General features: G+C 59.0%; 8 protein-coding genes. 1 reads left to right on the top strand and 7 read right to left on the bottom strand.

Annotated features, from left to right (window positions below):
• Window positions 1-229 precede the first annotated feature (229 nt).
• Together PI86_RS17930 and PI86_RS16150 are read right to left on the bottom strand one after the other, a co-directional pair.
• On the bottom strand, window positions 230-412 hold the full coding sequence (locus PI86_RS17930; protein ID WP_442854568.1) for an NAD(P)-dependent oxidoreductase: 183 nt from the start codon (window positions 410-412) through the stop codon (window positions 230-232).
• A gap of 1,314 nt (window positions 413-1,726) precedes the next feature.
• The gene (locus PI86_RS16150; RefSeq protein WP_082012151.1) at window positions 1,727-2,395 is read right to left on the bottom strand and encodes a carboxymuconolactone decarboxylase family protein; all 669 of its coding nucleotides are present in this window, start codon (window positions 2,393-2,395) and stop codon (window positions 1,727-1,729) included.
• A 517-nt stretch (window positions 2,396-2,912) separates the two neighbouring features.
• On the opposite strand from PI86_RS16150, the gene PI86_RS05875 reads away from it, so the two are divergent.
• Window positions 2,913-3,389, top strand: a complete 477-nt coding sequence (locus tag PI86_RS05875; RefSeq protein WP_039319778.1) for an Lrp/AsnC family transcriptional regulator — start codon at window positions 2,913-2,915, stop codon at window positions 3,387-3,389.
• Window positions 3,390-3,643: 254 nt separating this feature from the next.
• Here PI86_RS05875 and PI86_RS05870 read toward each other — a convergent pair whose 3' ends face one another.
• The 5 genes from PI86_RS05870 to PI86_RS16145 all read right to left on the bottom strand — a co-directional run bounded on the left by PI86_RS05870 (window position 3,644) and on the right by PI86_RS16145 (window position 13,510).
• A complete protein-coding gene (locus PI86_RS05870; protein ID WP_082012150.1) occupies window positions 3,644-5,269 on the bottom strand; it encodes an APC family permease in 1,626 nt (541 codons plus the stop codon).
• Between the two features lie 123 nt (window positions 5,270-5,392).
• The gene (locus PI86_RS05865; protein WP_039319775.1) at window positions 5,393-6,622 is read right to left on the bottom strand and encodes a diaminopropionate ammonia-lyase; all 1,230 of its coding nucleotides are present in this window, start codon (window positions 6,620-6,622) and stop codon (window positions 5,393-5,395) included.
• Between the two features lie 51 nt (window positions 6,623-6,673).
• On the bottom strand, window positions 6,674-7,936 hold the full coding sequence (locus PI86_RS05860; protein ID WP_039319772.1) for a Zn-dependent hydrolase: 1,263 nt from the start codon (window positions 7,934-7,936) through the stop codon (window positions 6,674-6,676).
• A gap of 325 nt (window positions 7,937-8,261) precedes the next feature.
• Window positions 8,262-11,780, bottom strand: a complete 3,519-nt coding sequence (locus PI86_RS05855; RefSeq protein WP_039319770.1) for a pyruvate carboxylase — start codon at window positions 11,778-11,780, stop codon at window positions 8,262-8,264.
• Between the two features lie 797 nt (window positions 11,781-12,577).
• On the bottom strand, window positions 12,578-13,510 hold the full coding sequence (locus PI86_RS16145) for a proline dehydrogenase family protein (protein WP_082012149.1): 933 nt from the start codon (window positions 13,508-13,510) through the stop codon (window positions 12,578-12,580).
• Between the last annotated feature and the right edge of the window lie 36 nt (window positions 13,511-13,546).

The following is a 13,546-nucleotide window of genomic DNA, read 5'->3' as shown; positions in this document are numbered from 1 at the left end:
TGGGAGTCGGGCGGCCGCGGCATTATCGGGGCATACTTTTCTAGCGCGCGATTCGCAGCGGCATTTAAAATACATACCGAACATAAAATTGGCATCGCTCATCTCTTCGTTCGAGCACACCAATCATTCGTCAATTTCATTTGTTCGATTGATTGTCTGGATAATATGGTCTATCACACCGCAACACACATCGAACCTCTTCGGCGGCCTTTTGCAGTACCTCCCTAATCTATTCTTCTGAAAGATCGACGATATGTGGAGTGAGGATCAGATCCCTACTCTTCAGAACTTGCAAGAACATCGGCACTGGCTCGCTCTCGAACACGTCGAGAGCAGCACCGGAGAGGTGACCTTCATCGAGATAGCGTCGTAACGCTATTTCGTCGGCTAAGCCACCTCGCGATGCATTAATCAGTCACGAGCCACGTTTCATCCTCGACAGTACTCCGTCTGAGGTAATGCCGCGCGTCGAGCTATTGAGCGGGATGTGGATGATGACGCCTTCAGAAGGCTTGATAAGCGAACCAAACGCGCCTCAAAGCAAGCAAATACCTGACGCTTAAGGCGCGTTACATCGAAATTTATTTAATTGATCATCGCCACCCTCTAAGGGCAGTATCGAAGTGATGGGTTCGAGAGCACAAATTAGGTCGCTCCACCGACTCGGTGAACATACTCGTCTCCTTTAGGGTCGCATGACGCAACCGTATTTATCTATTTCTTCATTGAGGTTAATTTTGCAGCTTCGCATGTGCAATTGAGAATAAATTCAATTCCCGCCCTGAATACGTGGCAGGGTCGCATTCTCCGCGGTCCGGTTCCGACTCGGCACATCGCCGCATCATTCCCCGCGTGCGGTGGCTCGCGACCAAGGACCGATCTCCGGCTCCATATGCTCCTACTTGCAGAGATAGGTAGAAGATCGTAGGCCGCCTGCCCTCTCAGGCGCCTCTGGCACGCCGTCTTTAGCAATCGCGACGCGATTAAGAGCAATTCACATCGCAAGAATCGGCTGCCGGCGGAACGCCTTCAACCATCCCGTCGAACATCAGGGATTTCCATTAATTGTGCCGAAATGAAGCAGATCCACCACGAATCGGGTGCTCGCTGAGTGATGACGAGTTGCAGCCCGCGTGTGTGCAGACCGGAAGTCTCGGTACTCCAGACCACTGATCCAAAGGAACCAAGCGAATCAAACTACTGCAAATTTGCAGATGTCCACTTGTTAGCGGAGCCGATAAATCCGATGCTAGGCGGCAGCCCAGGTTGAGCGGTTTGGTAAATCACGGAGCGCTAGGCACAGGATAGTGCGTTGTGAGCGGCGCAAATCATAATGACGGCGCATGAAAGACCGGACGACGTCACGGCCCATGTCTCGGAAAAACGCACGCGCGGACGCAGAAGCGGCGGCGTTCAGCAAGCGAAATGGCCAGCATCGGATAAGCGGCGCGGGTTGCAGATGTCGTCGATCCCGCAGCAGCAGAACATTGGCGCTCGGCGCGACGAAGAGTTCATGCACCGCTGCTTTTCGTGGACGGCGATCGCAGGAAGTTTAGGGGCATACGTCCGGCGTCCGAGACGCCTGAGCCCGCCGGGAGGCCTGCGAGCAGGCACGACTGCAGTAAATGGCCTGGGTCGCGCCCGCTACAGACAATGAATTACGTCAGGCTGCGGCCACCATCAAACAGATCGCCAATCTACGACATAGGCTTAGGTCCGCCACCAACTAACTGCAAGAAACCTCTGCCCATTCATGTAGAGTGGCCTCATAGCGTGTGGAAATTGCTACGTGGACGGAATCAGCTATCTGTTGATCGGTAGCACCGAATTCTTTGGCTTTATTGCCGTGAGCCTCCAAGCAATAGACGCACTGCGTGATCGTCGCAATAGCAATAGCGATAAGCTCATAATCAACTCCCGAGATCACATTGTTCTTTTGACGTGTAGTGCTTAGACGAGCCATAGCATCGAACGGGGCCGGGCTAGCTTTGCGAAGCTTGGTCATGAACTCTCGATCCAATGCCAGTTGCGAACGCACACTGCCATTGGGCGTCGCCGAATCGGGGTTTTCCATCAGCTTGAACACCAGACGGCCATAGGCAATTGCAGCACCACTGCGCAAAAGGCACGAGGCATTTACCGCGCCAGCAATATCCGCCTCAGAGGCGTGAGCCTTTGACAATTGGAGGGCGTCTCGCGCGAGGGCCTGACATGGAATAGCAAGCGCCACAGCCAGGCGAACCAGCGAATAAAGCCTTGGAGTAAGAGAACTTTCTGCCGTTTCCCTTACCAGATCCGAATATTTTTTATATGCCAAAAAAATCTCTGGCGCATGATCACTCAAATTCGACACGAGTGACAAATGATGATCAACTCCGATATGTTTATCAACCATCCTGCCTCCATCCAATTTTATAATACTGACGAACGTGCATCGCAGGCCAATTTTTACAAACCGAAAACCAGAATTCCAACAGCGCAGCCGGCCTACGCCGAAATTTTGCCTGCGACGCAAATCACATTCAATTGAATCGATTTTCAACGCTTCATTCCGGAGAGCAACTAATTTTGGCCTTCAATGAGTCTCCGAATGTACGCTCTATCGCCGTAACTCCTGCGCTACCCGCCGTCGCGTCAGCAGGGGCCAGATTGCCGAGGCGCGCGTCAAGACGGACAAGATCGTTGCCAGCTCTGCTGGCGCAGCGGTATACAAGCGGCTTTCTGCCAGAGGTATGAAGGCCGGACGAGAACACGCTGGGTTACATCGACAAATCTAATCGAGTAGACGATGACGAAGCGCCCGTTGACGACCGACTGTTGGCGAGAAATAATGATTCGCACACCGACCGAAACAACATAGGTTTCGATAACTATTTGCAATCAAACTCACTTTATACACAGCTGACACACTTATGGCGACCACACTCGATGACTACGACCTCAAGTTGCTGAGGGAAATACAACGTGACGCTCATACTCCGCAAAGTGAACTGGCTACCCGCGTAAACTTGTCCCCCGCGGCTGTCAATCGTCGATTGCGTCGGCTGGCTGACGATGGTGTGATCGACCGTTACACTGCCATCCTGACTCCAGAAAAAGTTGGCTACCCCCTTACCATCGTGAGCATGATCGAGGTCGAGAGCGAGCAAATCGACCTGCTCGACGCAATGAAGCACACCTTCGAACACTGCCCGCAGATTCAGCAGTGCTATTACGTCGCTGGAGAGTGGGATTTCGTGCTGATTTTCTCGGTTCGGCACATGGAGGAATACAACGATCTGACGAGAAAACTCTTCTTCGCCAACAACAACGTCAAACGCTTCAAGACACTTGTCAGTATGAGTCGTGTCAAGGTTGGTTTGGGCATACCGCTTCAGCCGGCAGTGTGAGATTGTGCAACGCACCGGGTCGACGGCGCAGCCAGAAAGCGTCACACGTTCTGACTGCGCTTTCACCCGATCCAAGCTTCCAGCAGGAGCGGCGACGGCGCCCTACGCTTGGCTAGGGCTGTTGTCCGTCGTTGTATTGGCGCCCCAACGTGGTAAGTGACGCTTCCCAGTGTTTGCGCTGTACTCAGCGAGCGAATCTTGCTCGGTCGCCCATCGCCATAGCAATACAGTTGGCGTGGATCGCCGAGTCCCCGTCATCCGGCCTGCTCAACCTGAAGGGGGACGTACTCATCCTGAGTTCCATCTGTTTGTGCAGATGTATGCTCACGAAGGTATGCCGTACGCTGCCCACTTGCGACGCCCCAATAATAGAACGCAAGCGCAACTACTGCGACCACAATCAGGTCCCATCCGTCAGGAATGGTCCCGTATCCACCGAATTCTCGTCCGCCGCACACCGACAGCAGCGCCATCACCGGCAAGTACGCCACCATCCACCAAGCCGATCGAAGTTCGAGTCGAAATTGATTCCACCCAGCCCTCGACTGGTAGTAGAGATAAATCGGCAGCGCTGCCACGATCAGCAGAATGATTTGTCCAGTCAGTGGCCAACGCGCCCAATAGAGAACCAGTGACGCGCAGATGAATGCGAACGGTGCAATGATCGACATGCCGGGGATACGAAGCGGTCGAGGCAAATCGGCGGCATGTTTGCGCAGCGCCATCAGGCTCACTGGCCCCGTTAGGAACGAGATCACTGTTGCAACTGAAATTACGGCAGCAAGCGTGCCCCATCCGCGAAAGAAGAACATGAAGACGAACGAAACGCCCAGGTTGAACCACATTGCCGCTCGTGGCACGCCATACAGCGGATGAATGGTGCCGAACACGCGAGGCATCGTACCGTTGCGCTCCATCGCGTAGATCATTCGCGCGGTCGTTGCCGTGTAGATCGAACCCGTTCCCGATGGGCTAACGAATGCATCCACGTACAGCAGCATGGCCAGCCAATTCAAATTGACCGCAATCGCAAGTTCGGCGAACGGCGAGGAGAAATTCAGACCATGCCATCCGGCCGCGATGCTGGATGGACTCACCGCCCCGATGAACGCAACTTGCAGCAGAACATAGATCACGAGCGCGAGCAAAATCGACCCGACGAGCGAAAAAGGAATGCTTCGCGACGGATTTCTTGCTTCGCCCGCGAGACTGACCGGACTCTGGAATCCATTGAAGCTGAATACGATGCCACTCGTCGCGACTGCCGTCAGCACCGAGGACCAACCGTAGGGAGCGAAATGGGCGCCTGCGCCCAGCGCGAAATTGTCCTGATGAAAGCCGCTCCAGGTGAGGCCCACGATGGTCGCGCCTGGAACCAGAAACTTGAACACCGTAATTGCCGTATTGGTTTTCACAAACAGCTTCACGCCCCAGTAGTTGAGCATGAAATACACGATGACGAGCAGCGCGCTGACGAACAATCCATGTGTGGTCAAATCTTCGCCGGCCATCAATGCGTGCGCCCATTGATAAGGCCACGACGCCATGTACTGAACCGAGGCTATTGCTTCGATAGGAATGACCGAAACAATCGATATCCAGTTCGCCCATGCTGCAATGAAGCCGACGAGTGCACCGTGCGAATAGCGCGCATAGCGGACCATGCCGCCAGACTCAGGAAACGTTGTACCCAGCTCCGAGTAGGCGAGCGCGATGGCCATTACCACGACAGCGCCAATGATCCAGGCGACGATAGCAGCCGGCCCCGCAATCTTCGACGCATGCCAGGCGCCGAACAGCCAACCGGAACCGATGATTGAGCCGAGCCCGGTAAAGAGCAGAGAAATGGGGCCGATACTTCGGCTGACGGATTCCTTCATGTTTGTCTCCGGGGACGCGCGCGGAGCGTAGTTTTCGCCACCGCAGCGCTTCCGATCTTGTAGGTATAAGGAGTGAGGCGTCGTCATCGCACTCGCGACGGCACGACGCTTTGAGCACGCCTCTTAGGCAATCGTGTTGGCGCGCCAGGCCGTTTGACGCTCGAGTACCGATTCCGCCGTCTCGCCGACCAAATCACGGTAAGTCGCCGGCGCAGTCGCGCCTTCGGTATTGATCACCAACACGTGAGACGTGCTGTCAAGGCCAACCTTCCGCACCAGCGCCGGGTCCTGCAGCAACACGGAAAGGCCGGCAAGACCAGCCACGCCCGATTCGCCGGCAACGATCGGCGTGTCACCCTCGCTTCCCGACGCCAAGATGCGCATTGCGCGGACGGCGTCGTCGTCACTGATCGTCATGAACTCGTCAATGCACGGTTGCAGAAACTTCCACGCGAGGGGGGACGTTTCGCCACATGCCAGACCGGCCATGACGGAATCAACTGAGCCCGTTGCACGCGCGGCACGGCCCTCAAGCGCGCTTTGATAGAGGCAATCCGCCTGCTTCGGCTCCACCACGATAAAGCGAGGGCGATGCACACCGTGGAATTCCCACAGATAGCTTGCCAGCCCCGCGGCAAGCCCACCAACACCACCTTGCAGGAATACATGGGTGAACGCCGGATGGTCCGGCCGGCTATCGCTCTGCTCAACGACTTCCGCGGCAATGGTTCCGTATCCTTGCATAACATCGCGGGGGATATCTTCGTAGCCATCGTAAGACGTGTCCGACACAACATGCCAACCGTTCGCGGTCGCAAGTCGCGCCGCCTCTTCGACCGACTCATCGTAATTGCCGGTGATGCGCACGATTTCGGCGCCGTAGGCTGCAATCGCCGCTTCGCGCTCGACGCTTACATTCGCGTGCAACACGATCACGCAACGACAACCCAGTGCCTGCGCTGCAGCTGCCAGGCCTTTCCCATGGTTTCCATCTGTTGCGCTAACGACTGTGAAGTGCGTCAGCAAATCACGGTAATCGCCCGCGAACAGTGCTCGCGGGTCCAGATTGTGGTCGGGCCACAAGCGCAAAATCAAGCGCACCAGGGCGATCGGTGCGCCCAGCGCCTTGAAGCTGCCCAGAACAGAGCGGGCAGACTCGTCCTTGACTCTGATGCTGCCGATACCCAGCTTTGCCGCCAGACCGGGCAGTCCGTGCAGCGGCGTTGCTTCGGGTGCAATCTTGTCCCAGCCGAAAAGCCATACACGGCTTTCTTCAGCCTTTTCGATGCTCAGGATTGCTTTTAATTCGGCGGGGTAATCGGTGCGCGTGACGCGCGGATTAGCAGTCAACATGGGGCGTGATACTCCAACAAAAATGGAAAGAGATAGGGATGCAGTTAGTGGTCAATTCGCCGAAAGGCGCTTGAGCACGACATCCAGCAAGACGTTTGCACCGTCGACGAGTTGATCATCGTCCGTGTGTTCACGCGGGTTGTGACTGACCCCGCCACGGCTCGGTACGAAGATCATCGCCGCCGGTGCAATACGCGCGATCATCTGTGCATCATGTCCCGCGCCGGACGTCATTCGCCGATGTGTGAAGCCCATCTGCTCGGCGGACGACTCGATCGCATCGGCAAGGCCCGAATCGAACACGACGGGCTCGAATCTGACGAGGCGCTCTGTTGAGATCTTGACGCCTTCCTTTTCCGCAATTTCGACCAGAAATCGCGCAAGACGCTGCTCTGCGTCCTGCAGGCGCAGTTCGTCCGGATCTCTTAGATCCACCGTGAAGACTGCCTTGCGCGGTATCACATTGATAACGTTCGGCTCGATCCGCAGCATGCCGATCGTCGCCAGCGTCGTCCCGGCCGTAACCGCGAGCTCGCGCAGGAACGTTGCGACGGCGGCCGCGACCCACCCCGCATCATGGCGCAAGCGCGTCGGCGTCGTGCCTGCATGATTGGCGTTCCCCTGCACCGTGATTTGCTGCCACGAGATACCTTGCAGATTCTCGACCACACCGATACGAACGTTTTCCGCCTCGAGAATCGGCCCTTGTTCGATATGCAGCTCAAGGTATTCGTGTGGCACGATGGCGCCCGGCTCCAGATCACCTGCATAGCCGATGCGAGCAAGTTCGTCACCGAGACGCGTGCCGTCGATGCCGACCGTATCCAACGCCGTGTCGACGGACAATCCGCCCGCATAGACGAGCGAACCCATCATGTCCGGCTGATAGCGAACGCCTTCTTCATTAGTGAATGCGGCAACGGTGATCGAACGGCTCGGTTTAATGCCCGCGTGACGGAACGCACGCGCAACGGCAAGACCAGCCAGCACGCCGTAACAGCCGTCGAGCGCCCCAGCATTCTTCACGGAGTCGATATGAGAACCGATCATCAGCGGGCGCCGATTGCCCTCATCGGATTCGGAGCGAAGTGTGCCGAAAATGTTGCCGATGCGATCGATTCGAACGTCGAGATCGAGTTCACGCATCCACGTGACGACCAGGTCGCGCCCGGCGCGCTCGTCGTCGGTCAGCGCGATGCGAGTCCGCCCGCCCACGTCCGAGTCGGCCCCCACTTCGCCGAGTTCACGCAACTGCTTAATGAGCAGTGCGCCATCAAGTTGCACATGCGGGGATGACGATGCAGCAATATTCATTGATTGTCTCCATGACGTGGCGTAGCCGGCGACGTTTGCCGGGCCTCATCGAGACAGAATAATATTTCACATCATGGGATATTTTGGTGCAAATTGAATGGGCGTTGCGGAATTTTCTTGCATTGTCAGCATGCATTCTTGAACGGCCTTCTTCAGTGCACCGGCGTCTTTCATCGTACAGGTCGTGCGTACCGGCTTTCTGTTTCACCTACACAATGTAACGGCGGATGACGGCCCGTCTGGCGGGCAGCGTCATCTGCCGTGTAATCACGCGACTCTTAACCGAGCACTACACTAGTGGTGCCACAAGAGAGCCCCACGGGCCTCACTCCGCTCCTTTCAACTCGATCAGCAGATCCTTCGCGGCAACCCGCTCGCCGGGCTTCACATGCACGGCCGCGATCTCGCAGTCACGCTCCGCCGCGATGTGCGTCTCCATCTTCATCGCCTCGAGCGCGAGCAGCGTCGTGCCGGCCGCCACGCGCTGCCCCGGCTGCACGGCCACCGTGACTACCGAGCCCGGCATCGGCGCAGCGATATGCAGCGGATTCGCCGGATCGGCACGCTGCAGACCATGCCGCTCCTTGCCCGCCTGTACGACGCTCTTCTGCTCGACCAGCGCGGAGCGCGACTGGCCGTTCAGTTCGAACAGCACCTTCACGATGCCGTCCTGCGCATCGGCGTGCTGACCCTGCAGCGACACCAGCAGCGTCTTGCCCGGCTCGATGTCGATCGCCACCTCCTCCTGCGGCTGCAGCCCGTACAGGAACGCCGGCGTCGGCACGACCGACGTGTCGCTGTACGCGCGCACGTGTGCGTAGTAGTCGATCGTCTGCTTCGGATACATCAGGTACGACGCCAGTTGCCGGTCGTCGAGCGGCTGCTCGCAAGCGGCCTCGGCCTGCGTGCGCACCGCATCGAGATCGACCGGCGGAATCTGGTCGCCCGGGCGATACGGTGCCGGCGGTTCGCTCTTGAGCACCTTGCGCGACAGGTCCACCGGGAAGCCATCGGGCGGGAAGCCCAGTTCGCCCTTGAACAGCGACACGACCGATTCGGGAAACGCGATGTCCTTGTCCGGATTGCGCACGTCGTCCACGCCGAGATCGTTCGCGACCATCATCAGCGCCATGTCGCCGACCACCTTCGACGTCGGCGTCACCTTCACGATATCGCCGAACAAGCGGTTCACGTCCGCATACGCGCGCGACACCTCGGTCCAGCGATGATCGATGCCGAGCGAGCGCGCCTGCTCGCGCAGGTTCGTGTACTGGCCGCCGGGCATCTCGTGACGGTAGACGTCGGCCGTGCCCGCGCGGATCTCCGATTCGAACGGCGCGTAGTAGCGACGCACGCCTTCCCAGTACATCGACGCTTCGTGCAGGCGATCCTGATCCAGCCCCGGATCGCGCTCGCTGCCGGCCAGCGCGGCCGCGATGCTCGACAGGTTCGGCTGCGACGTGAGGCCGCTCATCGCATCGAGCGCACCGTCCACCGCGTCGCAGCCCGCACCGACCGCCGCGAGCACCGACGCTGCGGCGATGCCGCTCGTGTCGTGCGTATGGAAATGCACCGGCAGCCCGGTTTCTTCCTTGAGCGCCTTCACGAGTGTCGCGACCGCCTGCGGGCGGCAGATGCCGGCCATGTCCTTGATGCCGAGCACGTGCACGCCGGCCTGCTGCAGTTCGCGCGCGATGCCGACGTAGTATTTGAGGTCGTACTTCGAGCGCGACGTGTCGAACAGGTCGCCGGTGTAGCAGATCGCGCCTTCGCACAGCATCCCGCTCTCGCCCACCGCGTCGATCGCCACGCGCATGTTGCGCACCCAGTTCAGCGAGTCGAACACGCGGAACACGTCGACGCCCGCGCGCGCGGCTTGCTGCACGAAGAAGCGCACGACGTTGTCCGCGTAGTTCGTATAGCCGACCGCGTTCGAGCCGCGCAGCAGCATCTGGAACAGGATGTTCGGCACGCGCTCGCGCAGCAGCGCAAGGCGTTCCCACGGGTCTTCCTTCAGGAAGCGCAGCGCGACGTCGAACGTCGCCCCGCCCCAGCATTCGAGCGAGAACAGCTGCGACAGCTCGCGCGCGTAGAAAGGCGCGATCGGCAGCATGTCGGCGGTACGCATGCGCGTCGCGAACAGCGACTGGTGCGCGTCGCGCATCGTCGTGTCGGTCAGCAGCACCTGCTTCTGGTCGAGCATCCAGCGCGCGAATTTCTCCGGCCCGAGTTCACGCAGCCGATCGCGCGTGCCGGCCGGAATCGCCGCGGTCGTATCGATCCTCGGCAGCACCGGCTTCGACAGCGGCAGCGCCGGCAGCGTGCGGCCGTTCATCTCGGCGTTGCCGTTCACGTTCAGTTCGCCGAGATAGCGCAGCAGCTTCGTCGCGCGGTCGCCGCGCTTCGCGAATGCGAGCAGCTCCGGTGTCTTGTCGATGAAGCGCGTCGTCACGTCGCCCGCGATGAACGCAGGATGGTTGATCACGTTTTCGAGGAACTGCAGGTTCGACGTGACGCCGCGAATCCGGAACTCGCGCAGCGCGCGATCCATCCGGTGGATCGATTCGGCGGCCGTCGGCGCCCAGGTCGTCACCTTGACCAGCAGCGAATCGTAGTACGGCGTGATCACCGCGCCGCCATAGGCGGTGCCCGCGTCGAGCCGCACGCCGAAGCCCGCCGCGCTGCGGTACGCGGTGAGCCGCCCGTAGTCGGGCAGGAAGTCGTTCTCCGGGTCCTCGGTCGTGATCCGGCATTGCAGCGCGTTGCCGTTCAGCGGAATCGCGCGCTGTTCCGGCACGCCGGCCGCGCGCGCGACGAGTGCGCCGTCGCCATCCGTCGCATCGTCGGCGAGACCGATCCGGCCGCCTTCGGTGATGCGGATCTGCGCCTTCACGATGTCGATCCCGGTGATCATCTCGGTCACCGTGTGCTCGACCTGGATGCGCGGGTTCACCTCGATGAAGTAGAACTGGCCGGTGTCGGCGTCCATCAGGAATTCGACGGTGCCCGCATGGGTATAGCCGACCGCGCGCATCAGGCGCAGCGCCGATTCGCACAGCGCCTGCCGGCCCGCGTCGTCGAGATACGGCGCCGGCGCACGCTCGACCACCTTCTGGTTGCGCCGCTGCACCGTGCAGTCGCGCTCGTACAAATGCACGACCGTGCCGTGCAGGTCGCCGAGCACCTGCACTTCGACGTGGCGCGCGTTGCGCACGAGTTTCTCGACATACACCTCGTCGTTGCCGAATGCGGCCAGCGCTTCGCGGCGCGCGACCGGCAGCAGGCTCTCGAGATCCTGAGCGCTTTCCAGTACGCGCATCCCGCGCCCGCCGCCGCCCCAACTCGCCTTCAGCATCAGCGGGTAGCCGACTTCCGCGGCCAGCGCCTTGCAAGCATCGAGGTCGTCCGGCAGCGGCGAGGTCGCAGGCATCACCGGCACACCCGCCGCGATCGCCGCATTGCGCGCGGCCACCTTGTTGCCGAGCGTGCGCATCACGTCCGGCGACGGGCCGATCCAGCGAATGCCGGCGTCGATCACGGCCTGCGCGAAATCGGGGTTCTCCGACAGGAAGCCGTAGCCGGGGTGAATCGCGTCGACCTTCGCCTGCCGTGCGACGCGCAGGATGTCGTCGATGTCGAGATACGCGGCGAGCGGCTTCTTGCCTTCGCCGATCAGGTAGCTCTCGTCCGCCTTGAAGCGATGCAGCGCGAGGCGGTCTTCCTTCGAATACACCGCCACCGTACGCATGTTCAGTTCGGCGGCGGCACGCATCACGCGGATCGAGATTTCCGAGCGGTTCGCGATCAGGATGGACTGGATTGGGGTGGGAGTCACAGCAGCCATGAATCGTTAGTGTTGGATGAGGCCTGTCGACGCGATCTATCAGCCGCCAGAGTCGCCTGCTGGCTGATACGCGAAACTCGCGTCGTCGTTCGCGGTTACTTCGTGTCCGTCTCCGGCTATCAGCATTCTCATCATGCCGCTTGGGTATCGCTATCGCCATCACGACGACGAACAATGTTCAACCGACTTACTGATGTCCGAATGTGAAACCGACTGGCCGGTCGCCGATACGGACACGAAGCGCTAGTGCAACGAGACCGTGTTAGTCCCGAATATCGAAAAGTGGAGCGTGATCCATCCAGTCATATGAAACACTCGCGCCCGCCCACGGCCAGTTTGGTCGATTGCGTTGAACCCATTCCGGGGCGTGCCCTGTTGCAGGTCCTGGAGCACTCCGCCCTCCCTCATATGCGCACGCCTCTTTCGGATCCTGCCGAGTCTCATGCCACTTACTGCGTTCGTTCATTGCAACACCTCACATACTTGAAGTCGATATACGCCCCTGCAACGCAATGAACCAACTTGTCCGAGCGTTGGATATCGCGAAAAGGGAGTCACGGATATTTGCGTCCTTTATTGCAAAAAGCGGGCCAGGAGTCCCTGCACATACGAGGCCTTGCCGCACAAAGGACACGCGCTGCCCAAAACTCGACAACATTCCAAAACTGGAACGACAATTTCACAATTGAACTTTTCGAGGGGAATATTTTGAAGCTGCGAACACCGCTCTCGGGTTTGGCAGGGTGGCGCAAGACGTTCGCCCGGACAAACGGCAGCCGGATCGACGCATCGGTAGATCATCGGTTGTATTCGACATGCGCTGGATTGAGGAATAGAGATCCAATCCCGCGCCACATCGCATCAGGGTGCTCGTTGAAGAGTCGGGTACTGTAGCCATACCGATTCTTGCCAAATGGAACGTAGACTCGCACGCGAAATCCCATTTGCCTCAGCCTGTCGCGCAGATCTTCGCGCACGCCGAGCACCACCTGAAACTCGACGCGAGCCCGATTGACCCCGCGTCGCAGAATATGTGCGACAACGTCATCGATCACCTTTTCATCGTGGGTCGCAATCGTGACAAACAGATCCGCTTCGAAGCAACGCTCAACGTGACGCAGAAAATGTGATGCAAGTTCGGCTCGACTGCCAACCGCACCTGCAATAAGGCGGATAGGATTTTCACGGTGCATCACATTGTTTGTTCCTGCGTCCAATCGTTGCCTTGCAAGCGAAGCGAGGACGGAATCCGTGCGAGGAACACCGGCACGCAATGCGAAGCTCACATTTCGTTGCTTACCCTGCCACCGCTCCGTGACATCGCATCCCCTATGAGCGAGACATACGTCTTCGACGTCGATCCGTACGACGACGTTGGCTCGACCTGCCCGTGCGATGATGGATTCAACCAGTTCTGTCGATCTGGTTTCCCCTGCCTTTTCGCTGAGACTTGACGGTTTGAGCGCTGCTTCCGCGTCCAGATTACTTCGCTCGATAGCATCGATCAAATCGAAGTACGGTTCGGCCGTAGTGCGAACCTCATACCCCCTCGCAGATGGATCACCAAGATAGTCGAGAGTCGCGGAAAAACCTTCAGCGTTAAGCAAACGAACACGCCTTACCGCATCCTCCAGCGTGTCACCCGCAAAGAAGCGATGCGAAATTCTGGCCACCACTGAATCGGGCAGAAAAGAGACGATGCATACGGCCATCGTGCTTAAGACATGCATCTAGCTCATCCAATGACTATGGTGTCTGTTGGTACC

Source organism: Burkholderia sp. A9 (assembly GCF_000801975.1).
This window is presented reverse-complemented; position numbering and strand designations above follow the sequence as displayed.

Excerpts from the sequence above, each read along its gene's own strand:
- PI86_RS05865 (WP_039319775.1), bottom strand. The coding sequence starts at position 6,622 with ATGTTGACTGCTAATCCGCGCGTCACGCGCACCGATTACCCCGCCGAA.
- PI86_RS05875 (WP_039319778.1), top strand. The coding sequence starts at position 2,913 with ATGGCGACCACACTCGATGACTACGACCTCAAGTTGCTGAGGGAAATA.
- PI86_RS05855 (WP_039319770.1), bottom strand. The coding sequence starts at position 11,780 with ATGGCTGCTGTGACTCCCACCCCAATCCAGTCCATCCTGATCGCGAAC.
- PI86_RS05860 (WP_039319772.1), bottom strand. The coding sequence starts at position 7,936 with ATGAATATTGCTGCATCGTCATCCCCGCATGTGCAACTTGATGGCGCA.
- PI86_RS16150 (WP_082012151.1), bottom strand. The coding sequence starts at position 2,395 with ATGGTTGATAAACATATCGGAGTTGATCATCATTTGTCACTCGTGTCG.
- PI86_RS16145 (WP_082012149.1), bottom strand. The coding sequence starts at position 13,510 with ATGCATGTCTTAAGCACGATGGCCGTATGCATCGTCTCTTTTCTGCCC.
- PI86_RS05870 (WP_082012150.1), bottom strand. The coding sequence starts at position 5,269 with ATGAAGGAATCCGTCAGCCGAAGTATCGGCCCCATTTCTCTGCTCTTT.